This is a genomic window from Streptomyces sp. NPDC086549, assembly GCF_044746205.1.
GTDB lineage: Bacteria > Actinomycetota > Actinomycetes > Streptomycetales > Streptomycetaceae > Streptomyces.
The window spans coordinates 1-21,901 of the sequence record NZ_JBIVBS010000016.1 but is presented as its reverse complement, the minus strand read 5'-3'; the positions used below and the strand labels follow the sequence as shown (position 1 = coordinate 21,901).

At 70.3% G+C, this 21,901-nt stretch carries 17 protein-coding genes; 9 read left to right on the top strand and 8 right to left on the bottom strand.

The window, feature by feature from the left end:
- Window positions 1-56: 56 nt before the first annotated feature.
- The 4 genes from ACIPSA_RS38080 to ACIPSA_RS38065 form a co-directional block, all read right to left on the bottom strand.
- A complete protein-coding gene (locus ACIPSA_RS38080) occupies window positions 57-1,262 on the bottom strand; it encodes a hypothetical protein (RefSeq protein ID WP_402643330.1) in 1,206 nt (401 codons plus the stop codon).
- A 150-nt stretch (window positions 1,263-1,412) separates the two neighbouring features.
- On the bottom strand, window positions 1,413-2,147 hold the full coding sequence (locus ACIPSA_RS38075) for a hypothetical protein (protein WP_402643329.1): 735 nt from the start codon (window positions 2,145-2,147) through the stop codon (window positions 1,413-1,415).
- Between the two features lie 408 nt (window positions 2,148-2,555).
- Window positions 2,556-4,109: a N,N-dimethylformamidase beta subunit family domain-containing protein gene (locus ACIPSA_RS38070; RefSeq protein ID WP_402643326.1), complete on the bottom strand. Its 1,554-nt coding sequence runs from the start codon at window positions 4,107-4,109 to the stop codon at window positions 2,556-2,558.
- Window positions 4,110-4,147: 38 nt separating this feature from the next.
- The gene (locus tag ACIPSA_RS38065; protein ID WP_402643323.1) at window positions 4,148-4,600 is read right to left on the bottom strand and encodes a hydrolase; all 453 of its coding nucleotides are present in this window, start codon (window positions 4,598-4,600) and stop codon (window positions 4,148-4,150) included.
- A 240-nt stretch (window positions 4,601-4,840) separates the two neighbouring features.
- On the opposite strand from ACIPSA_RS38065, the gene ACIPSA_RS38060 reads away from it, so the two are divergent.
- A complete protein-coding gene (locus ACIPSA_RS38060; RefSeq protein WP_402643321.1) occupies window positions 4,841-5,179 on the top strand; it encodes a hypothetical protein in 339 nt (112 codons plus the stop codon).
- 40 nt (window positions 5,180-5,219) lie between these two features.
- Here the strand turns inward: ACIPSA_RS38060 and ACIPSA_RS38055 are convergent, their stop codons facing one another.
- Window positions 5,220-6,128, bottom strand: coding sequence for a sulfite exporter TauE/SafE family protein (locus ACIPSA_RS38055; RefSeq protein WP_402643318.1), 909 nt, complete (start codon window positions 6,126-6,128; stop codon window positions 5,220-5,222).
- A 189-nt stretch (window positions 6,129-6,317) separates the two neighbouring features.
- Between ACIPSA_RS38055 and ACIPSA_RS38050 the strand changes: the two genes are divergently transcribed.
- The 6 genes from ACIPSA_RS38050 (at window position 6,318) to ACIPSA_RS38025 (ending at window position 14,332) form a co-directional block, all read left to right on the top strand.
- Window positions 6,318-7,232, top strand: coding sequence for a cyclase family protein (locus ACIPSA_RS38050; protein ID WP_402643824.1), 915 nt, complete (start codon window positions 6,318-6,320; stop codon window positions 7,230-7,232).
- A 149-nt stretch (window positions 7,233-7,381) separates the two neighbouring features.
- The gene (locus ACIPSA_RS38045; protein WP_402643315.1) at window positions 7,382-8,962 is read left to right on the top strand and encodes a GMC oxidoreductase; all 1,581 of its coding nucleotides are present in this window, start codon (window positions 7,382-7,384) and stop codon (window positions 8,960-8,962) included.
- A 212-nt stretch (window positions 8,963-9,174) separates the two neighbouring features.
- Window positions 9,175-9,969: an SDR family oxidoreductase gene (locus ACIPSA_RS38040; protein WP_402643821.1), complete on the top strand. Its 795-nt coding sequence runs from the start codon at window positions 9,175-9,177 to the stop codon at window positions 9,967-9,969.
- A gap of 32 nt (window positions 9,970-10,001) precedes the next feature.
- The gene (locus ACIPSA_RS38035) at window positions 10,002-11,471 is read left to right on the top strand and encodes a cytochrome ubiquinol oxidase subunit I (RefSeq protein ID WP_402643312.1); all 1,470 of its coding nucleotides are present in this window, start codon (window positions 10,002-10,004) and stop codon (window positions 11,469-11,471) included.
- Window positions 11,468-12,514, top strand: coding sequence for a cytochrome d ubiquinol oxidase subunit II (locus ACIPSA_RS38030; RefSeq protein ID WP_402643310.1), 1,047 nt, complete (start codon window positions 11,468-11,470; stop codon window positions 12,512-12,514). The genes ACIPSA_RS38035 and ACIPSA_RS38030 overlap by 4 nt, the downstream gene beginning before the upstream one ends.
- A gap of 48 nt (window positions 12,515-12,562) precedes the next feature.
- Window positions 12,563-14,332, top strand: a complete 1,770-nt coding sequence (locus ACIPSA_RS38025; RefSeq protein ID WP_402643307.1) for a cation:proton antiporter — start codon at window positions 12,563-12,565, stop codon at window positions 14,330-14,332.
- Here ACIPSA_RS38025 and ACIPSA_RS38020 read toward each other — a convergent pair.
- Window positions 14,316-16,151, bottom strand: a complete 1,836-nt coding sequence (locus tag ACIPSA_RS38020; protein ID WP_402643305.1) for a glycoside hydrolase family 15 protein — start codon at window positions 16,149-16,151, stop codon at window positions 14,316-14,318. The genes ACIPSA_RS38025 and ACIPSA_RS38020 overlap by 17 nt on opposite strands.
- A gap of 138 nt (window positions 16,152-16,289) precedes the next feature.
- Between ACIPSA_RS38020 and ACIPSA_RS38015 the strand changes: the two genes are divergently transcribed.
- The gene (locus tag ACIPSA_RS38015; RefSeq protein ID WP_402643302.1) at window positions 16,290-17,585 is read left to right on the top strand and encodes a DUF2254 domain-containing protein; all 1,296 of its coding nucleotides are present in this window, start codon (window positions 16,290-16,292) and stop codon (window positions 17,583-17,585) included.
- A 41-nt stretch (window positions 17,586-17,626) separates the two neighbouring features.
- Here the strand turns inward: ACIPSA_RS38015 and ACIPSA_RS38010 are convergent, their stop codons facing one another.
- Both ACIPSA_RS38010 and ACIPSA_RS38005 read right to left on the bottom strand, forming a co-directional pair.
- Window positions 17,627-18,457, bottom strand: coding sequence for a CorA family divalent cation transporter (locus ACIPSA_RS38010; protein WP_402643818.1), 831 nt, complete (start codon window positions 18,455-18,457; stop codon window positions 17,627-17,629).
- A gap of 293 nt (window positions 18,458-18,750) precedes the next feature.
- Complete coding sequence (locus tag ACIPSA_RS38005; protein ID WP_402643300.1) at window positions 18,751-20,229, bottom strand: glutamate--cysteine ligase; 1,479 nt, start codon at window positions 20,227-20,229, stop codon at window positions 18,751-18,753.
- Between the two features lie 192 nt (window positions 20,230-20,421).
- Here ACIPSA_RS38005 and ACIPSA_RS38000 point away from each other — a divergent pair, with 192 nt between their 5' ends.
- Entirely contained in the window at window positions 20,422-21,234 is an 813-nt protein-coding gene (locus tag ACIPSA_RS38000) for a maleylpyruvate isomerase family mycothiol-dependent enzyme (protein ID WP_402643298.1), read from the top strand.
- The last annotated feature ends 667 nt before the right edge of the window (window positions 21,235-21,901 follow it).

The following is a 21,901-nucleotide window of genomic DNA, read 5'->3' as shown; positions in this document are numbered from 1 at the left end:
TGACAGATGTCACGGAACCATGGATTCCGGTTCTGGTCCGACCTGGACGCCGCCGGTCAGAGTGCGGCGTGCGCGAAGCTCGTCAGGTAAGCCCCGTACAGCAGGGACACGGCGGCCAGGAAACCGCTCACCAGCAGGGCCTGGGCGGCCCTCGCGCGCCAGGCCCGTACGAGCGCGCGGGCCCAGGGGATGAGCAGGGGGAAGGCCGGGACCAGGAAGCGTGGCTTGGACGAGAACGGGCCCGAGGCACCCAGTACGAGCAGGACGAGGGCGCCCGCGAAGACCAGCAGCGGCAGCGGCGGACGCTCCAGGCACAGCAGACAGAACAGCAGGAGGCCGACCGCGATGATCGCCAGGGCCGTCGGGTAGACGACGCGGCCGCCGTGCAGGAACAGGGCCTTGAGGAAGAGCAGGGATCCGGCCCCGAAGTCGAAGCGCGAGTTCCAGGCGTCCTGCACATGGAAGTAGCCCCGCCACGGATCACCCGTCCGCTGTCCCACCCACCACACGTATCCGATCCAGCCCAGCGGACCCACGGCGGCGCCCACCCACACGCCGGGACCGACGCGGCCGCGTCGCCTGATCGCCTCCTGCGCGCACGCGGCGGCCACGGCCAGGGCGACCACGAAGCCACTGGGGCGGGACAGGCCCGCGAGGACGGCGAGCGCACCGGCCCACAGCCATCGGCCGTTCAGCACGCAGTACAGCGACCAGGCGGCGAGGGCGGAGAAGACCGACTCGGTGTACGCGATCCCCAGGACCACCGAGTGCGGCAGTGCGGCCCAGAGGCAGACGAGCGCGGTGGCGACCCCGCGTCCGTAGAACTGGTGGCCGATCGCGTAGATGCCCCACGCGGCCACCACCGCGGCGGCCCAGGAGACCAGCAGTCCGGCCGCGCCCGGCGTGAGCGGCAGGACCGTGATCAAGCCCCGGATGAGTCCGGGGTACAGCGGAAAGAACGCCCAGTCGGTCTGTACCGCACCCGACGAGGTGACCTGGACGAGGCTCCCGTAGCCGTGCACGGCGATGTGCAGGTACCACTTCGAGTCCCAGGAATGAGCCAGGCTCTGCACCAGAGGGCGATGCGTCAGCTGGTTCGTCACGACCATCGCCGCGACCCCGCAGAGGCGGACGGCGGCGAACAGCATGAGGGCTCTCAGCAGGCCCTGCGGTGCCTCGTTCCACAGGCGCCGGGTCGCGGGGCGGCGGTCGGACCCGTCCTGGGCTGCGGGACCGGACCGGGGGACGGAAGAGGTGATCACCCTCCGACCTTGGGCATGTGTCGGCAAGGGCGCAATCGAGAAACGCGCTTCTTGCACTACTCATACCGGAACGCAGGGTTATGCCGGAACCTGGTCCGTGGGAGCTGGGGGAGGCGAGCGTACAACCGTACGTCGACCTCCCCGGCAACCTCAGTGGTCGGCGCTCTCCGAGGATGTCTCCGGCTCGGGAGCCGGAGTCCGGTCCGACGCGTCGACCGCGGTGTAGTAGACCGACGTGCCCTGCTTGGTGCGCTGGGCGTGGTTCTTGGCCACGAGTCCCTCCAGCGTGGTGCGCACGACGGTGGTCTTGATGCTCCGATCGGGGTGCGACTCACCCAGTGCGGTGGTGACTTCCGCGGCGGAGCGGGGTTCGCTCTGCCCCGAGAGGTGGCGGCGGACGAGTTCGACCAGGGTGGGCTGGGTGGACTTCGTGGCCTCGGGCTTGTCGGCGGGCTTCTTGGCCTCGGCCTTGTCGGCCGGCTTCTTGGCCGCCGGCTTCCGGGTTGACGTCCGGGCGGTTGCGGCGGAGGACTTCCGCGTCCGCTTCGGCTTGCTCGGAGCGGATTCGGCACTGGTCTTCTGCCGGGGTGAAGGCACGACGGCACTGTCCGGCAGCGCCTCGGTCTCGGCCGGTGCGGTCGGTGCGGTCGGTGCGGTCGGTGCGGCCTGTGCAGCCGGTGCGTCCGGTGCGGCCGGGACGCCGAGCGCCTCCTGCATGTTCGCCAGCACGGTGTGGTCGTTCCGCAGAACGGCCAACTGCTCCTGGAGCGCGGTGATGTCCGCGGCGATGCGTTCCTGCTCCTTGACGTTGCGCTCGAGGTCACCGGTGACCTGAGCGATGTACTGCGACGCCAACTCGGTGACGGGGATCGTACTCTCGGACATGTTGTTCACCCTTCCTGGGTTCCCGGCCGTGGACCAGGACCTGCCGTGGCGGCTGATGGACTTGAAGCCACTGCCTCGTCCGGTGCTGTGCCGGGTGCCGAGCCGCTTCTGTGACCAGACACCATGCCTTGAGAGACAGTGCGGAGCAAGTTGTTGCTTCCGTGATCCTTCCCGAATCAACCCGTGGCACAGCGTGGCAGGTCTTGTTGCCGCATGCGTTGCCTCTGCGACCGGCTCAAGTCCGAAGTGATGTGCGAAGGGTGGGCCGGATCGCCGGCGCACTACCAGGATGCGGTGAATCGCTGGGAGCGGGCAGGTGCGACTTCGGTCCCGGCCGGTCCTCGTGCGAGTGCCTGTCCGCCCTACGGGACCACACCTGCGGCACGGTCATCAGCCGCCCCGTAGGCGTCAAGTCACGTGCAGATCCTGCGTGTTGGGACGCGGTGCCGGACGGTGGCGGGCGGCTGGACCTTCGGCGAAGGCGCGCAGCAGGTTCTCCGTCGTGCGGGTGACGAAGGCCCGGGTACGGGCGTCCATGCCGTGGTCGCGGCCGAGTTCGCCGGTGCCGGCCAGCAGGGCTTCCACCCAGCGCATGGTGCCGGACGCGAACACGCCCGCGCCGCTGGGGACGGTGTAGTACGCCGAGTCGCTGTGGCTGGGGCGGCCCGCGCAGACGAGCGGCGAGTGCGCGGTGATCTCCAGGACCGGCGGAGTGCCGGGGGAGGACGTGACGCGGTCGTACTCGACGCCCACCAGGTGCGCGAAAGCGTCACCGGCACGTACCCCGGTGCCCTCGTGGAGCCAGTGGCCGGCCGAGTGGACGACATAGGGCGCGTCCACCGGGTAGCCCTCGTAGAGCACTCCGGTGAGGGACGATTCGGGATCCGGGGCCGGTCCGGCACGGAAGTCCGTGGTGACCAGCGCAGGCTGCGAGGGGTAGTACGGGTCGGCGCGGTAGGCCGACTTGTAGCACACCACCGTGCGGTCGTCCGCGCCCGCACCGGACTGCAGGCGGATCCGCCGGAAACATGTGTTGGCCCCGAGAAAGGCGACGTTGGTGCCTGCGTCACGAGCCCGTGTGACATGTGTGCGCTGCTCGGGGGTCCAGTACTCGTCGTGTCCGAGACATACGACGGCGGCGGCACCGTCCAGCACCGCGGGGTCGGTATGCACGTCGAGGCCGGTGCTGTAGGCGAGCGGTATGCCCAGTCGCTCCGCCAGCACCACCGCGGCCCACTCGTACACCCTGAACTTCTCGGCACCGTCCAGGTCGTAGGGGCGGTCGAAGCTCACCGCCAGGGACCGGGTCTCGTACGCCCCCGTCGGACCGGCGTAGAGGCTCGCGCCGCCCCATCGGTTGTACGCCTGCCAGGTGGCCGGCGCGTGCAGCAGCACCGTGCGCCCGTTTCCCCGCACCGAGCGCACGATCAGCGGCACGTAGCGCTGGTGGCCGGTGGCCGCGTCCAGCCGGAGAAGGTAGGCGCCCTCCGGCCAGGTCGCGGTGTCCAGGGTGAGGGTGCGTCGCCAGTCCGCGTACACCGTGCGGGTCTCCGGTGCGAGCCGTGGGGCCTGCTGGGCACGGCCGCGTACGGGGGACGAGGTCCACACCCGCCGGGCCAGAGCACCGCCGTACCAGCCCACGCGGAACGCCGACACCCGGAACGAGGCCGCCGTCGTCGACACGAACAGTCCGAACTCCTGCCCCGGCGTCACGCTCACCCGGTCGGCGTAACCCGCGATCGCGTCCGGCGGGCCCACCGAGGTGATCCGCCAGTCGGTGGTTCCCGGGGCGTCGTGTTCCACCTCCGGCCGGTGACTGCCGTCGCCGGTCCCGGGCGGACGGCCGGTGGGCGCATGGTCGCATGCGGCCGCGCCGAGACCCGCGCCCGCACACAGGCAGAGGAACCGTCGTCGTGAGACACCCGGCTCAGTGTCATGTGCCGGGTTCCGTGGTGGGGCCACACTGCCTCCTCACCCTCCTCGGGCCGCCGCTGCAAGCCTCACGACACCTTCGTACCCTCGCAACTTCTCCGTGACGCGGTCACGCGCTTGACGCCGAGCAGGACCTGGTAGCGCTGCCGTGCGGCGAACTCCGCCTGCTCCCAGACCGCCGGGCGTCCTGCCTCCGCGCACAGGTGCAGCACGCGCCCCTCGTTCACCCAGAGCCCGACGTGGGCGCCGTACGCGTCGTCGGTGGAGTTGAACAACAGCAGGTCGAGTGGCTGCGCGGCAGACACATGAACCGTGGCCGACGTGTCGGCCCACAGCTCGCTCGAACGCAGAGCCGGTGGGGCGAAGCCGAAGTGCCGAAGTACCTCGTAGGCGAACAGCTGACAGTTCGCGCCGAGTGACAGCCCAGGACGACGTGTCACGGCGGGCGAGCCCGGAAAGCGGGAGCCGACGTAGGGCACGGTCCAGAAGACTGCCGGTAGTTGATCGAGCACCTGATCCACGAACCCATCATGCAGGGACCGGAGTCAGGTGCGACGGACGCTAGGGCCTGTCCGGCGGATCATGCCGCAGACGCGGGGTCTGGCACGCCCATCTGCCGCGTTGTCGTCACTCGCCGACGCTCCGCGTCGACTCCCTCCTCCGCCTTGCAGCTGGACGCACCAGACCCCGCTCACCTGGGTTCATGAGGCGCCGTTGCTTTCCTGCGACCTGATCCGCCGGACAGGCCCTAGTCTGTGGCGATGCTGATCTACCTCCTGACACACATCGGCCACCAGAACGAAGCCGGTGACGGCGGAGCAACCCTGCACAGCGAGGGACAGGACGTGTACATCGACGAGCAGGACGGCGATGACGTCAAGCTGCTCGGCGTCTACTCCTCCCTGGCGAAGGCGGAGGAGCGGAGGAAACGCGCGCGGCTCCTGCCGGGCTTCGCCGACGAGCCGGAGTGCTTCGCCATCGACGAGTACACCCTGGACGCGGACGAGTGGACCGAGGGCTTCGTGCGTGTACGCCCCGCGAGCCAGGACCGAGGGCCGCTCACCGGGGGTCCTGATTCAGCCGTCCGGGCCGGACAATAGCCGGGCAATGGCAGCAAGCACCATCGATTGACCGCGATGCTCACACGGCGGCACGCTCGCTCTCCGGCTCCTCGGCCGGGGCCGCCACGGGCGTGAGGCGTCGGCCGTGGGCGGAGGCGAGCGCGCCGAGCACCGCCATGCCGAGGCAGGCAAGCAGGACGACGGCGGACGGCGCCTTCAGCATCGCCAGGCCGGAGCCGGTCAGCAGCACCACAAGTGCCCAGCGCACCGCGGAACCGGTGACCCGGCTCGACACCAGGGCGCCCAGGACGACACCGGGAATCGCACCGATCAGGAGGGTCGCCGCGAGCCCCAGATCGGCGTCCCCGACGAGCAGATGGCCCAGCGCCGCCGCGGCCACCATCGGGATGGCCTGCACCAGGTCCGTGCCCACGAGATGGCCGGCCTTGAGACGGGGGTGGGCCAGCATCAGCATCACGATGATCAGAGAGCCCGAGCCGACCGAGGTCATCCCCACCACGACGCCGCCCGCCAGGCCGATCAGCAGGGTTGCCACAGGCCGGACGGCGACGTGGGCGTCCTCGACGTCCGTGGCGGCGCGGCGGCGGTCGAGCCAGATGCGCATGAGCATGCCGGCGACGGCGAGCATGAGCGCGGCACCGACGACGTACTTGACGCGCTGCTGGAGCATGTCCCCGTCGCCGAGCGCCCGCAGCAGGAAGACGCCGCCGAACGCGGCAGGTACGGCGCTCGGCAGCAGCCATCGCACGATGTCCCAGCGGACTGTTCCGGCGCGCTGGTGCACCAGCGCGCCGAACGGCTTCATGAACACGGAAGCCGCCAGGTCGCTGCCGATGGCCGCGGTGGGGTTCACCCCGAACACCATGACCATGATCGGCGTCATCAGGGCCCCGCCGCCCATGCCGGTGAGCCCTACGGCGAAGCCCACCAGGGCTCCCGCGACGATGATCGGGCCGGAGAAATCCATGCCATGAACCATATGCAGTATCCCTATGGGAAATATATGAAACGGCATCCGGAAGGGGCAGGGCGAGGTGCGACCGCGCGGGCCGCGTGCTGAAATGGCCGGGGAGCCTTGGGCGGACCGGCCGGATCCGACTGCGAGGAGTGCGTCATGCTTCCCTCCGAGGCCTCCGGCGCCCCAGCCGCACCGCGCATGAGCGAGACGGCGTTCCGGGCGCTGCACGAGCGGCTCGGTGCCGACACAAGGCACGCCGGCGGCCCGCCGCGCGGGTCCCTGCGTCACCTGACGCCCGAGCGTGTGATGTCCGCCGTGGCCGAGGTCCGTTCCGGGCACACGGTGTCACTCGCCGCCCCCATCGAGACGCGCCCGGGACCGGACAGCCCCGAGCCCGCCCGCCACCGCCTCACCGGGCCGGCCCCCGCCGACCTGGACGCACCCGGCCTGCACTTCGCTCGCGACCGGCTGGCGATGGACATCCACGGTGACGTGGACAGCCATCTGGACGCGCTGTGCCACGTGATCGTCGACGGTGCGCTCTACGACGGCGTCTCGGCGCACAGCCTGACTCCGGACGGAGCCGGAGCGTTGTCCGTGGACCTCGTCCACAACGGCATCGTCGGCCGCGGTGTGCTCCTGGACGTGCCCCGACTGCGCGCGGTCCCCTGGCTGGAACCCGGCGACCACGTGACCCTGGAGGACCTGACCGCCGCCGAGGAGGCCCAGGGCGTCCGGGTCGGCCCGGGGGACCTGCTGTTCGTCCGGGTCGGTCACCGGCTCAGACGTCGGGAGCTGGGGGCATGGGACGTCTCCGCGGCGCGCGCCGGTCTCCACCCGACGGCCATGAGCTTCCTGGCCGAGCGGAAGGTCGCGGTGCTGGGCGGGGACGGCAACAACGACACCGCCCCCAGCGCGGTGGACGGCATCGATTTCCCCGTACACATGCTCGCCATCCACGCCATGGGGACGTACCTGATGGACTGGCTCCAGTTCGAGGAACTGGCACCGGCCTGCGAGGACGCGGGACGCTGGTCCTTCCTCTGTGTGATCGCCCCGCTGCGCCTGCCCCGGGCCACGGGATCCCCGGTGAATCCGATCGCCGTCCTCTGACCGGCCGCGCGTCCGCCGCTTCCCCGGGTGCCGATCACCCCGACGGCGGATACGTTCGAAGAGACGGACCGGCTGCTGCGTTCCCGCAGCGCGCACCGACAGGTGTCCCTGGGACAAGCGGGGCCGCGAGCGCAAGGATGGTGGTCCTCTTGGGCGCGTCCACCCACTACGACGTCATCGTCATCGGTACCGGAGCCGGCGGCGGCACGCTCGCCCACCGGCTCGCTCCCTCCGGCAAGCGGGTGCTCCTCCTCGAACGCGGCGGCTTCCTGCCGCGCGAACGTGACAACTGGGACTCCACGGCCGTCTTCGTCAAGGGCAAGTACCGGGCGCCGGAGTTCTGGCTCGACGCACACGGCCGCGAATTCCCGCCGGAGGTCAACTACTACGTGGGCGGCAACACCAAGTTCTACGGCGCGGCGCTCTTCCGGCTGCGCCCCGAGGACTTCGGCGAACTGCGCCACCACGACGGCGTCTCTCCCGCCTGGCCGATCCGCTACGAGGACCTGGAGCCGTACTACACCCAGGCGGAGCACCTCTACCTGGTGCACGGACGGCACGGCGAGGACCCCTGGGAAGGCCCGGTCAGCGGGCAGTACGCCTACCCTCCGGTCGAACACGAGCCGCGTATCCAGCAGTTGAGCGACGACCTGGAGAAGCAGGGCCTGCACCCCTTCCATCTGCCGATCGGCGTCAACCTGAGCCAGGACGACAGCGGCCGGGCGACCCGGTCGAGCGTCTGCATCCGCTGCGACCGGGTGGACGGCTTCCCCTGTCTGGTCCGCGGCAAGTCCGACGCGCAGGTGATCTGCGTGGAGCCGGCCCTGCGGTACCCCGAGGTCGAACTGGTCACCGACGCACACGTGGTCCGGCTGGAGACCGGCCCGGACGGGCGCAGCGTCAGCACGGTCGTCGCCCGGCTGGCGGAGGACGAGGAGGTCCGCTACTCCGCGGACATCGTCGTCGTCGCGTGCGGGGCGGTGAACTCGGCGGTCCTGCTGCTCGCTTCGGCCAACGACCAGCACCCCCGGGGTCTGGCCAACAGCTCCGACGTCGTCGGCCGGTACTACATGCGCCACAACAACCTCGCCCTGATGGCCGTGTCCAAGGAGCCCAACGACACCCTGTTCCAGAAGACCCTCGCCCTGCACGACTGGTACCTGGGTGCGGACGACTGGGAGTACCCGTTGGGCGGGATCCAGATGCTGGGCAAGTCGGACGCCGAGCAGATCCACGGTGAGGCGCCGCGCTGGGCGGGCGCGGTGACACCCGACATGCCCTTCGAGGTGATGGCCCATCACGCCGTCGACTTCTGGCTGTGCGGAGAGGACCTGCCGCAGCCCGACAACCGGATCACCCTGGACGGTGACGGCCGCATCCACCTCGCCCTCGACGAGTCCAACAACATCGCCGGTCTCACCCAACTGCGGCACAAACTCCAGCACATGCTCGGCCATCTGGGCATGCACGAGCACCATCTGCTCTCCCGCAGCATCTACCTGCACAAGGGCATGCCGATCGGTGCCACCGCACACCAGGCCGGCACCGTACGGTTCGGCGACGACCCGGCCACGTCGGCCCTGGACGTCAACTGCAAGGCTCACGACCTGGACAACCTGTACGTGGTCGACACCAGCTTCTTCCCGAGCATCGGCGCGGTGAACCCCTCCCTGACGGCCATCGCCAACGCCCTGCGGGTGGGCGACCACATTCTGGAGCGCCTCGGCTGACCGCCGTCGGGCAGCGGCCTCCGGCCGGGCGAAGATGATCAGCCAGGCGGCCCAAGGCCAACACGTCCCGCTCGCCGCTTCCCCTCCGCGGTGATTCTGTGGCGTACGACCTGCCCGGACAGCGGTCCGGGCGGACCGGAGTCACGCAGCGGAGGAGGCTGTCGATCGTGGGTGCCACCGAGAGTGCGTCGCAGGGCGTGATTCCCGCTCACCTGCTCAAGGGACAGAAAGCGCTGGTCACCGGCGCCAACTCGGGCATCGGCAAGGCGACGGCCATCGGACTGGGCCGGGCCGGGGCCGACGTCGTGGTCAACTACGTGGCCGGCCGTGACGAAGCGGAGAAGGTGGTCGACGAGATCAAGGCGTTCGGGGTGCGTGCGGCGGCCTACGAGGCGGACGTGTCCCAGGAAGACCAGGTCGTCGCCATGATGGACCGGATGATCACCGAGTTCGGGACCATCGACATCCTCGTCGCCAACGCCGGACTGCAACGCGACGCCCCGATCACGGACATGACGCTGGCCCAGTGGCAGAAGGTGCTGGACGTCAACCTCACGGGGCAGTTCCTGTGCGCCCGTGAGGCGACCAAGGAGTTCCTGCGCCGCGGGGTCGTCCCCGAGGTGTCGCGCGCCGCAGGCAAGATCATCTGCATGAGTTCGGTCCACCAGATCATCCCTTGGGCCGGGCACGTCAACTACGCAAGCTCCAAGGGCGGCGTGCTGCTGATGATGCAGACTCTGGCCCAGGAACTCGCGCCGATGAAGATCCGGGTGAACGCGGTGGCCCCCGGGGCCATCCGGACGCCGATCAACCGCGCCGCCTGGGAGACGCCGGACGCCGAACGCGACCTCCTTCGGCTCATCCCGTACGACCGTGTCGGCGACCCCGAGGACATCGCCAACGCGGTCGTCGCCATCGCCTCCGACCTCATGGACTACGTCGTGGGAGCCACCCTCTACGTGGACGGCGGCATGACGCTCTTCCCGGGCTTCGCCACCGGCGGCTGACCGCCCTCGCACCGGCTCCCGGGGAGACACGCATGCACACGATGCTCACCTGGCTGGCGGACGCGCCGCCGCAGACGCTCCCGGCCAGATCGATGATGGCCTTCACCCTCGTCACGCACATCATCCTGGTGCCGCTGGGCGTGGCGCTGCCGCTGATCACGCTGATCATGCACGGCTACGGTCTGCGCCGCGGCGACGCGACCGCCCTGCTGCTGGCCCGGCGCTGGTCGGCGGTCATGGCGGTCCAGTTCGCGATCGGGGTCGTCACGGGCACCGTGCTGTCGTTCGAGTTCGGGCTGCTGTGGCCGGGCATGATGGGCCGGTGGGGCGATGTCTTCGGCCTCGGTTTCGGGGTCGAGGGGTGGGGCTTCTTCCTGGAGGCGGTCCTCATCGCCATCTATCTCTACGGCTGGCGGAGACTTCCCTCCCGTACCCACTTCCTGCTCGCGCTGCCGCTGCCCTTCACAGCCCTGCTGGGCGCCTTCGGGATCCTGGCCGCCAACTCGTGGATGAACACGCCCCGGGGCTTCAGCCTCGACTCCGCGGGCAACCCCGTGGACGTGAACGTCCGGAAGGCGATCTTCACGCCCATCTTCGGCCCGGAGTACTGGCACTTCGTCGTGGCGATGTTCGTCACGGCGGGCTACGTCACGGCGGGCGTCTACGCCGTGGGCTGGCTGCGCGGCCGCCGCGACCGGTACCACCGGCTCGGTTTCACGGTCCCGTTCACGCTCGCCGCGGTGTTCACGCCGATCCAGTTCATGCTGGGCGACTCCATCGCCCGGCAGGTGTTCCACAAACAGCCGGTGAAGTTCGCCGCGATGGAGATCGTCTGGAAGACCGACACTCATGTGCCGGAGTACCTCTTCGGCCGGCTGCACCCCGACGGCACGATCTCCGGTGGCATCAAGGTCCCGCAGCTCGACTCCATCCTCGCCGGCTTCCGCCCGGACACCCAGGTCACCGGCCTGACGTCGGTGGCGGCGGACGACCGGCCGACGGCCACCCAGGCCACGATCGCCCACTTCGCGTTCGACACCATGGTCGGCATCGGCTCCCTGCTGCTCCTGCTCGCCCTCTGGTACGGCGTCATGTGGCTGTGGCGCCGCCGGCTGCCGGCCTCCCCATGGTTCTTCCGCGGCGCGGCGTGCGCGGGCGTGGCTTCCGTCGTGGCCGTCGAATGCGGCTGGATCACCACCGAGGTGGGCCGCCAGCCATGGATCGTCTACCAGTACATGCGGGTCGCCGAGGCGGTCACCCCGACCAGGGCCCCCGCTCTGTGGACCATGTTCGGCCTGGTCGTGGCCGTCTACGTGTTCGTCTTCGGGTCCTTCCTCGTCATCCTGCTGAAGATGCGCACCCAGTGGCGGCTCGCCGACGAGGCGGGGAGTGCGGAAAGGACGGCGGCGGCGCCGGAGACGGAAACCCCCTACGGGCCGCGTTCCACCCTGGGGGCAGGCAGCGCCCCCGGGCCGTCCGACTCCGGGGAGGACCGACCGTGACCGTCGCCGGCCTCGTCGCCCTCGTACTGCTGCTCGTCATCGCCGCCTACGCCTGCGCCGGCGGCACGGACTACGGAGCGGGCTTCTGGGACCTGACCGCGGGCGGAGCCGAACGCGGCGAACGCCCCAGATGGCTCATCGACCACGCCATGGCCCCCGTGTGGGAGGTCAACAACGTGTGGCTGATCTTCGTCCTCGTCATCACGTGGACCGGGTTCCCCGTGTTCTTCCAGACCGTGTTCGCCGCGATGTGGCTGCCCCTGGCCCTCGCGGCCGTCGGCATCGTGCTGCGCGGCGCCGGTTTCGCCCTGCGCAAGCCCGCCCGCAGGCTGGCCGGACGGCGCCTGTACGGGGCGGTGTTCGCCATCGCCTCGCTCCTCACCCCGTTCTTCCTGGGCGCCGCCGTGGGTGGTATCGCCTCCGGCCGTGTCGCCCCGGGCACGGCGGCATCGCCGGACAACTGGGCCAACCCCACCTCCCTCCTCTTCGGGCTGCTCGCCATCGGCATGACGGCGTTCCTCGGGGCCGTGTTCCTGGCCGGTGACGCCCGCCGCTTCACCGCCCCCGACCTCGACGGCTACTTCCGGCGGCGGGCGCTCGCGGCCCTCGCCGTGGTCGCCGTGCTGACGGTGGTCATGCTCTTCGTCACGCACGACGACGCACCCCATGTGTGGCACGGCCTCACGCGCGGCGTCGGGCTCGTCCTCGTCGTCCTGGCCGCCGTCGCCGCGCTCGCCACGGGCTGGCTGCTGCTGCGCACGGCCGACGCACGGTGGTCCCGCGTCACGGCCGTCGTCGCGGTGGCCTCGGGGATCTTCGCCTGGGGCATGGCGCAGCGGCCGTATCTGGTCCCGGTCTCGCTGACCGTGTCCGAGGGCGCGGGCGCCCCGACCACAATGCGCTGGCTGATGCTGGTCACGCTCGTGGCCGTGGTGCTCGTCTTCCCCGCCGTCGCGTACCTGTACTGGCTGGACACGCATGGCGAACTCGACTCCCTCACCGACGCCGACCTGCGGCGCGGCGGTGCGGGTGACGAGGCCTGACCTTCGGGGGCCCGTGCGGCAAGGGAGCCGTCCGGGGGTGGGGAGACGGTGACCGAGGACCGGATCCTGCTGGGCCTCGGGCTGACCGTCGTGCTCGCGGTGGGCTCCCAGATCCTGGCGAGCCGGCTGCGGATCCCCGCGATCATCGTGCTCCTGCTGGTCGGATTCGCGGCGGGAGCACTGACGGACATCATCGACCCCGACAAGCTGGTGCCCGACTTCTCCGCGCTGGTGTCGCTGTCGGTGGCGGTGATCCTCTACGACTCCGGCCTCGCACTCGACCTGCGCCACCTCAGGGGTGCGACCAGGCGCACCGTCGTCCGGCTGATCCTGCTGGGCGTGCTCCTCACCTGGGGAACGCTCATTGCCCTGGGCCCCGCCCTGTTCGGCGTGCCTCTCGCCGTGGCCTCCATGATCGGCGTGATCATCGTCGTGTCCGGGCCGACGGTCGTGGAGCCGCTGCTCGACCACGTCCGGCCCGCCGACAGGGTGCGACGGGTCCTGGTCTGGGAAGGAGCCCTGATCGATCCGATCGGCGGCATCCTCGGCGTGGTCGTCTTCCACTCCGTCGTCTCCGGCGGATTCCGGACCGGGCACGGCTTCCGGTTCGCCGACTTCCTGGGCGGCATCGCCTTGGGGCTCGCCGGGGGCGCCGTCGGAAGCGTCCTGCTGTGGTTCACCCTCCGTGTGCTGCGGCTCGGCGAGACGCTGGGCACGCTCGCTCAGCTGGCCACGGTGATCGCGGTGGCCGCGGCGTGCGACATGGTGTACGACGACACCGGGCTGATCGCCGCGATCGTCGCCGGTATGACCGTGGCCAACCTGCCGGGGTTCGACATGCCGGCGCGTCGGCCGTTCTTCGAAACGCTCGTCCAGCTCGTCATCGGGCTGCTGTTCGTCTCCATCTCGGCCTCGGTGTCCCCGAAGGCCGTCGTCCCCGTTCTGCTCCCCACCCTCGCGATCGTGGCCGTGCTGGTCCTGCTGCTGAGGCCCCTGGTGGCCGTTCTCTCCACCGCCGGCACCGACCTGGGCGCGGGGGAACGCGCGTTCGTCGGCTGGATGGCGCCCCGCGGCATCATCGCCGCCTCCACGGCCGCCACGTTCTCGGCCGCCCTCGTCGACAAGGGACTGGAAGGCGCCGACAAGATCCTGCCGGTCACCTTCCTGGTGGTCGTCGGTACCGTGCTGGTCTACGCACTCACGGCGAGAGCGGTGGCCGCGCACCTGGGCGTCGTACGGTCCGCGCGCGCCCGGCCCCTCCTGGTGGGCGGTGCCCCCTGGGTGATCGACCTCGCCCGTGCGCTGCGGGCGGCCGGACTCGACGTCCTCATGTGGGCCGGGTCCGCCGAGGAACAGGAGCGCATCAGGGACGCCGGCATCGAGCTGGCCGGGGGAGAGCTGCTGGCCACCGCGACCGATCCGGACGCCCCGCTGGAGGGCGTCACAGCGGTGTTCCTCCTCACGGACGACGACGACTTCAACGTCCTCGCCTCGGTCGTCGTACGCGACGGTGTCGACGGGCCGGTCCTCCGCATCGGTCCGCCACCCGACAGCCGTGCCCTGGTCGCGCCCTACGCCGAGGGCGACGTCCTCTTCGGCCGCCACCTGGTCCGGCACACCCTGACCCAGCGCCTCGCCCAGGGCGCCCGCTTCGTGGTCCAGCCGGCATCCGGCGCACGTCCGCCGGGTCACGACACGCTGTTCGTGGTACGGCCCGACGGCCGACTGGAGCCGGCCACGGAGACGCGGCCGGTCACGCCGACGGAGGGCGACACCCTGATCCTCCTCGGCCCCGCGCCGCCTAACGGCGGGCGTTGAGCGCGCTGTCGAGCGTGATGGCGGCGTCGATGAGAGCCAGGTGCGTGAAGGCCTGCGGGAAGTTGCCGAGCTGACGCCCGGTCGGATCGATCTCCTCCGAATACAGGCCCAGGTGGTTGGCGTACCCCAGCATCTTCTCCAGCACCAGCCGGGCCCGGTCGGTGCGCCCCGCGCGCGCCAGCGCGTCGACGTACATGAACGTGCACAGCGAGAAGGTGCCCTCGGAGCCACGAAGCCCGTCGGGCGAGGCCTCCGGGTTGTACCGGTAGACCAGGCTGTCGCTGACCAGTTCCTGCTCCATCGCGTCCAGTGTCGAGGCCCACAACGGGTCTTCGGGCGAGAGGAAGCCGACGGTCGGCATGCGTAGCAGCGACGAGTCGAGCACGTCGCTGCCGTAGTGCTGGACGAAGGCCGCCCGCCCCTCGTTCCAGCCCCGCGCCCAGACCTGCTCGTAGATCTCGTCCCGCGCCGCCTTCCAGCGTCCCATCGCGCTCGGCCGGCCGTTGTCCGCGGCGAGCCGCATCGCGCGGTCGAACGCGACCCAGGACATCACCCGTCCGTACGTGAAGTTCTGGCGGCCGCCGCGCGTCTCCCACAACCCCTCTTCCGCCCGGTCCCAGTGGTCGGCGAGCCAGTCGAGGATCGTCAGCAGGGATTTCCAGCCGCGGTGCCCCATGGGCATGCCGTGCCGGTGTGCGAAGGAGACGCTGTCCAGCGCCTCCCCGTAGATGTCCAGCTGCAGTTGCGTCGCGGCGCCGTTGCCGATGCGCACCGGGGCGGACCCTTCATAGCCCTCCCAGTGCTCCAGGATCTCCTCGTCGAGGTCGGAGGAGCCGTCGACCCGGTACATGATGTTCAGCGGCCCGGTGTCCCCCTCACAGCCGGCCTTTTCCTCGGCCCGGTCGCCCAGCCAGGCGATGAACGACTTGGCCTCCTCGGTGAAACCCATGCCCAGCAGGGCGTACACGGAGAAGGCGGCGTCGCGGACCCATGTGAACCGGTAGTCCCAGTTGCGCTCGCCGCCCAGTTGTTCCGGCAGCGCCGCCGTCGGCGCCGCGACCAGGCCGCCGCTCGGCGCGTAGGTCATGAGTTTCAGCGTCACGGCCGACCGTTCCAGCATCTCCCGCCAGCGCCCGGTGTACGTCGACTGGCCGAGCCACGACCGCCAGAACCGGATCGTGTCCTCGAAGAGCTCCAGGTACTCCGCCGGCCGTATCTCCCGGGGCGGCCCGTCGGCGGACGACTCCAGGACGAACCCGCGTTCCTGACCCGCCTGCAGAGTCAGTGACAGATGCAGGTCGCCCTCGTCCGTCTGCGCCTGCAGCAGCCGCTCGTCGTCCGGTTCACGGACCGGGTGCACCGTCAGCTCCAGCCCGTCGGACGCGAAGACCGCGCCACGCTCGGTGATGTACAGCTTGTGGGGCTTGCGGCCGTAGTCGAAACGCGGCGCGATGTCGACCTCGAAGGTCATGCTGCCGCGCACGCACCGCACCATGCGGACCAGGCGGTGGCGCGGCGTCGCCGTCGTTCCGGTCACCGGCATGAAGTCGAGGACCTCGCCGGCGCCGGCCTCGGTCATGAACCGGGTCACCAGGACGGCGGTGTCGGGCAGGTACAGCTGTTTGGTCGCGTAGGTGGTGCGGGTCGGCCGGACCGTGCAGTGCCCGCCCTTGTTCTTGTCCAGCAACGCGCCGAAGACGCTGGGTGAGTCGATGCGTGGGCAGCAGAACCAGTCGACGGTTCCGTCGGTGGTGACGAGCGCCGCGGTCTGCAGATCCCCGATCAGTCCGTGGTTCTCGATCATCGGGTAGTCATCCATTGCGGCGCCCCTTTCGGCATGCGCTGGTGCCCGGACGGTCTGCCCCGCCCGTTCAGGCTAAGCCGGGCGGGCGTGTCCGGCCCGTCGGGCACTACCGTGAGCTGGAGGCCTCACCCGACTGCATCCCGGAGGCTGCCCGTGCTTTCCTGGGCTTCCAGGTTCCGGCTGCGGCAATACGTCGGAGCCAGTCTGTGGATCGTCCCGCTGCTCGGCCTCGTCCTCGGGGTGGTGCTGGCGCAGTGCGCGTTCGCCGCGCAGTCGGCGTCGTGGGTTCCCACCGTCTGGCAGTACTCGGCCACCACCGCGAGCGGCGTACTGGCCGCCATCGTGGGCGCCATGGTCGGCCTGCTCGGATTCGTCGTCACGATCGGCGTCCTCGTGGTCCAGCAGGCCACCGGCACCCTGTCCCCGCGCTACATGCGCCTGTGGTACCGGGACCGTCTGCAGAAGGCAACGCTGGCCACCTTCACCGGCACCTTCGCGTTCGCCTTCTCCCTGCTGCGCAAGATCGAGCCGGACTCCGTCCCCGACCTCGGGGTCACGCTGGCCGGCCTGGCGGTCGCGGTGAGCCTGGTGCTGCTCCTCGTCTACCTCAACCGGTTCACGCACAACCTCCGGCCGGTGGCCATCGCCGACCTGGTCCGTCGTATGGGACAGGACGTACTGGGCCGCCGCGTGACCGTGGTGGGCGCCTCCACGCCCCGCGACGGCGAGGCCCTCCCGCACGACGCCCCGGTCATGGTGCTCCGGTCCGAGCAGGGCGGGGCGATCCAGGCCTTCGACGTCCAGGGGCTGCGCGCGGCGGCTCTGCGCCACGACTGCGTCCTCGTGGTCACCCACCGGGTCGGGGACTTCGTACCGCCGGGCGCCGTCCTCATCGAGGTGTACGGCGGTACGTCGGCCCCCGGCCCGCGGCGGCTGCTCGGCCTGGTCGCGACGGGGGCCGAACGGACCATCGACCAGGACCCCGCCTTCGCTCTCCGCATCCTCGTCGACATCGCCATCCGCGCGCTCTCCCCGGCGGTGAACGACCCCACGACGGCCGTGCAGGTCCTCGACCACATCGAGGCGTTCCTGTACACGGTCGCGGGCACCGAACTGCGCAGGTGCCATGTGCTGGCCGACGACCGGGGCAGGCCGCGGCTGGCCGTGCCGGGGCGGAGCTGGGAGGACTACCTCCAGCTCGCCGTCACCGAGATCCGCGAGTACGGCGGGGGCTCACTGCAGATCTGCCGACGTCTGCGCGCCCTGCTGGAGGGCCTGCACGGCACCGTGACTCCCGACCGCCTCCCCGCGGTCCGCGGGGAACTGGCTCTCCTCGACGCCTGCGTGGACCGCGAGTTCCGCGACCCCGTCCGCCGCGCCCTGGCACGCACCGGTGACCGGCAGGGCATCGGCGGCGGTCAGCGGCCGGAGGCGGCCCCGCCCGAATGAGAAGGCGTCGGTTCACACCCGGTGGTCGGCCGTGGGCGGATTCACCGGTCGTCCGAGCCGTTCTCGTCACGGAGTCGCCGCCAGAGCTTGGTGCGGTGCAACACGTAGAGGGCGATGAAGACGACCACGATCTGCAACCCGACGGCCAGCAGCCAGAACACGACTCTGCTTTCCAACTCGTCCGTCATGTAGGTGAAGTTCATGCCGAAGAATCCGGTCAGGAACGACAGCGGCAGGAAGATCACCGACACGATGGCCAGTCGGTTGATCACGCCGTTCTGCTCGCCGGAGACGAGGGAGGAGTAGCTGGTGAAGGCGCGCCGGGTGGCGTCCTGGAGGGACTCGATGTCCGTGAGCACCAGCCTGCCCGCGTGCTGGAACTGACGGGCGAGACGTTGGCGCTCCTCGGGGAATTCGCGGCTCATCATCCGCCGGGTGAAGATCTCGTCCGTCACCTGGAGGTAGGGCAGCAGCGCGTGATGAAGAAGGGCGGAGCGTCGGCGTAGTTGTGTGAGGCGGTAGACCTGGTCAGGACGTCGTTGCTCGAACATCTCGTCCTCCAGCTCCTCCACCAGCAACAGGTCCGACACCGCGGCCCGTCGGAAGGTCCCCAGGGCCTCCTCCAGCAGCAGAAACAGCGCGGCCACGACATCCGAGGGCCTCTCGAACCCCAGCCGCGGCGTGAGACTGTCCAGCACTCCGATCGCCCCCCGGTGAACCGTGATCAGATGGTGCTCGGTCGCCAGGGCGTGGAAATGCGAGACCCGTATGCCCTCGACAACGGGTACGACGAAGCCTGCCCTGTCCCCGAGAAAGTCCGCCCCGGTGGGTTCGCCGGCCCTGCCGAACCAGAGAAGATGCTCGGCCTCCAGACCGAGCTGACGGGCCAGCGGCTTTCGTGCGGCACGTCCTCGTCGGGCAGTTCGATGTCGACGATCAGGAACTCGGACACGGCGAGACGCTCACGTGCGCCCGACATGTCAGTGCGAGTGACGACCCCATCCGGCATCGAAATCACCGATACGATCATCGCCCCTCACCGTTGTCACACGACCCGTCGCTCTCACCCTGCGCACGCTCGGGCGTCCGCGCATGCGGATGCGCGCAGACGCCCTCTCGGGTGCCCTGATCGAGTGAGCGGGGACGACCGCCTCGGTCGATCAGCTCAGTCGACCGGCCACGTGTGGGCCGGAGCGTTGAGGTGCATGTAGTCCATGTAGAGCCGCGTCATCCGCCGCAGGGCCTCATGGCGGCCGTACTCGGTGGTGTCGTCGATGTGGTGGAACATCTCCTTCTGCCACACCGCTCCGTTGCGGGCGGTGACGCACCGCTGCTCGATGATGCCGAGCAGCGGCTCCCGCCAGGCCGCGTCCATGCCGGAGTGCTCCAGCCCCCGGTGCGCCAGCGGCAGCAGACGTCGAAGGACGAGTTCGGACGCCGGAACCTCACCCATTCCGGGCCAGTACAGCAGCGCCTCGATTCCGTGCCGTGCCGCCATGTGCAGGTTGTCCTCGGCTGCGGAGAAGGACATCCGCGACCACACCGGGCGGTCCTCCTCCACCAAGGCGCGGGTGAGCCCGTAGTACAGGGCGCCGTTGGCGAGGGTGTCGGCGACGGTCGGGCCGGCGGGCAGTACCCGGTTCTCGATCCTGACGTGCGGTTTGTCATGGGCGACGGCGTAGACCGGGCGGTTCCAGCGGTAGATGGTGCCGTTGTGCAGGGTGAGCTCGGGCAGTTCGGGTATGTCGCCGCGGTCCAGCGTCAGCGAGGGGTCCTGCTCGTCGCACAGGGGCAGCAGCGCCGGGAAGTAGCGCAGGTTCTCCTCGAAGAGGTCGAAGACGCTGTTGATCCACCGCTCTCCGAACCACACCCGGGGCCGTACCCCCTGCACCTTGATCTCCTCCGGGCGGGTGTCAGTGGCCTGCTCGAACAGCGGGACACGGGTCTCGTGCCACAGCTCCCGGCCGAACAGGAACGGCGCATTGGCCGCGAGCGCGACCTGGACCCCCGCGATCGCCTGTGCCGCGTTCCAGTAGTCCGCGAACTCCTCCGGGGACACCTGGAGGTGGAACTGGGTGCTGGTGCACGCGGCCTCCGGAGTGATCGTGTCCGCGTAGGTACGCAGCCGGTCGACGCCGTCCACCTCGATGCGCAGGTCTTCGCCCCGAGCCGCGAAGATCTGGTCGTTGAGCAGCCGGTAGCGCGGGTTCTCCGACAGCGCCGCCTCGCCGACGTCCTCCTGCCGCAGCGTGGGAAGGATGCCGATCATGACCAGATGCGCGCCGACCGACTCGGCGCGCTCGTCCGCGTGATTCAGCGCGGTGCGGATATCGGTCTCCCAGGCGTCGGGGCCGCCCGCTGTCAGACGGCGGGGCGGAACGTTGATCTCGAGATTGAACCGGCCCAGCTCCGTGGACCAGGCGGGGTCGGCGATCGCCTCGAGCACATCGATGTTGCGCATCGCCGGCTCCGCCTCGTCGTCGACCAGGTTCAGCTCGATCTCCAGCCCCACCTGGGGCCGCTCGGACTCGAACCGTGAGTCACGCAGCATCTGCGCGAACGCGTCGAGACACTCCTGCATCTTGCTCCGGTACCGGCGGCGGTCCTCGCGGGTGAAGACCAGCGCCGGGACGTCCCGTCCCATCGGCCCTCCCGGGTTCCCCTCCTCGGACACCTCTCATCCCAGCGTCGCACCACCGGGCGACCCTGACCATGCGGAACGGGGAACACCGTGCCGGCCGCGCCGGTCCGACCCCACGGATTTGCCTTCGAGTGGGCTCCAGCCACCACACTGATCGCGACGAGATCCGTGCCGAGCACAGAATGGCGAGAGCAGATGGCGACGACAAGCCGGGCGGGGCACCCTCTCCCGTACGACACCTACCGACAGGCGATCGAGCGAGAGACACTGCGTTTCGCCGAGGTGGTGAAGGGCGCCGACCCCGAGACCGCCGTGCCCTCCTGCCCCGACTGGACGCTGGCCGAGCTCGCCCGGCATGTGGGGGCGCTGCAGCGCTGGTTCGGCACGTTGCTGACCCGGCTGGTGCAGGAGCCGCCACGCAGCCGAGACCTGGAGCTGGGGCTGCCGGAACGTGCGCAGGAGTATGCCGACTGGGTGGCGGCGGGTGTACCCGGTGTGGCGGCGGTGCTGCGGGACACGGACCCTCTGGCGGCGATGTGGGCCTGGGGCGAGGACCAGCATGCGCGGTTCTGGGCCCGGCGGATGCTGTTCGAAACGCTGGTGCACCGGGTGGACGCGGAGCGTGCCGTGGGCCGGGAGTCGGACATCGATCCGGCACTGGCGGCGGACGGGGTGGACGAGTTCCTCGTCAATCTGCGCTATGCGGGTCTCTTCGCCCCGGGCGTGACGAAGCTGCACGGCAGCGGTGAGACCATCGCCTTCCGGACCACGGACCTGTCCGGTGGAACCGGTGACGAGTGGCGGATACGGCTGGAACCGGACGGTTTCCGCCTGCTGCCGCGGGCAGAAGCCGACGCCGTGGCGGCCGAGCCGCAGGCGGCGGTGCGGGGGAGCGCGGGGGATCTCCTGCTGCTTCTCTACGGGCGGCGGCCGTACCAGGAGGGCGCCTTCGAGGTGTCCGGAGATGTCACGGTGCTCGACCGTTGGTTCGCGCACACGGCGTTCTGATCCCCGACCGCGGACCGTGCGCCGGGCACGGCGGGTTGAGCGCTGCCATGGCTCAGGCCTCGGCGGGAGTCCGTCGGCGGCGCGGCCGTCCCCGGTAGCGCCGACGGCGGGTACGCATCCGGCTGACTCGCAGCCGGGCCGCGCTTTCCGGGTCCAGTGCGGCCAGTCCGGCGAGCGTCGGGTGGAGTTCCGTCCGGGACTGCCATTCGGTGAGCGGGTCAGGTCAGGTCGGGTCGGGTCCGGCGGCGGCCTGGGCGTCGTCCTCGGGTCACCAACGGTGGGCGGCGGCGTGGCAGGGGTTGTCCGGGAGCGCGGCACAGCGTTCGGCAGCTCTCCCGTACCACCGCCGTTCCCGCCGTCGCCGCAGGCCGTGCTGCCCGTCACAGTACGGCTGTGACGGGCAGCACGGCACTGGCGAGCGTGACGGCATCCACGCGTCGAGAGCAGGACGCGGGGCATGCCGGGGCACGACTGTCATCGCGCGGGCACAGCCGTTATCGAATGACGGGGGACTGGGCGACTCCGCGGGACAAGTCGCTGCCGACGTAGGCCGCGAGGTGTTCGCCGGTGAGGGTGGAGCGGGTGGTGACGAGGTCGGCGGGTGTGCCTTCGAAGACGATGCGGCCGCCGTCGTGGCCGGCGCCGGGGCCGAGGTCGATGATCCAGT

Bases quoted from the DNA above. Each gene is read 5' to 3' on its own strand.
- ACIPSA_RS38055 (WP_402643318.1), bottom strand. From the start codon at position 6,128: ATGGATTTCTCCGGCCCGATCATCGTCGCGGGAGCCCTGGTGGGCTTC.
- ACIPSA_RS38060 (WP_402643321.1), top strand. From the start codon at position 4,841: ATGCTGATCTACCTCCTGACACACATCGGCCACCAGAACGAAGCCGGT.
- ACIPSA_RS38005 (WP_402643300.1), bottom strand. From the start codon at position 20,229: ATGGGACGGGACGTCCCGGCGCTGGTCTTCACCCGCGAGGACCGCCGC.
- ACIPSA_RS38075 (WP_402643329.1), bottom strand. From the start codon at position 2,147: ATGTCCGAGAGTACGATCCCCGTCACCGAGTTGGCGTCGCAGTACATC.
- ACIPSA_RS38020 (WP_402643305.1), bottom strand. From the start codon at position 16,151: ATGGATGACTACCCGATGATCGAGAACCACGGACTGATCGGGGATCTG.
- ACIPSA_RS38050 (WP_402643824.1), top strand. From the start codon at position 6,318: ATGAGCGAGACGGCGTTCCGGGCGCTGCACGAGCGGCTCGGTGCCGAC.
- ACIPSA_RS38000 (WP_402643298.1), top strand. From the start codon at position 20,422: ATGGCGACGACAAGCCGGGCGGGGCACCCTCTCCCGTACGACACCTAC.
- ACIPSA_RS38035 (WP_402643312.1), top strand. From the start codon at position 10,002: ATGCACACGATGCTCACCTGGCTGGCGGACGCGCCGCCGCAGACGCTC.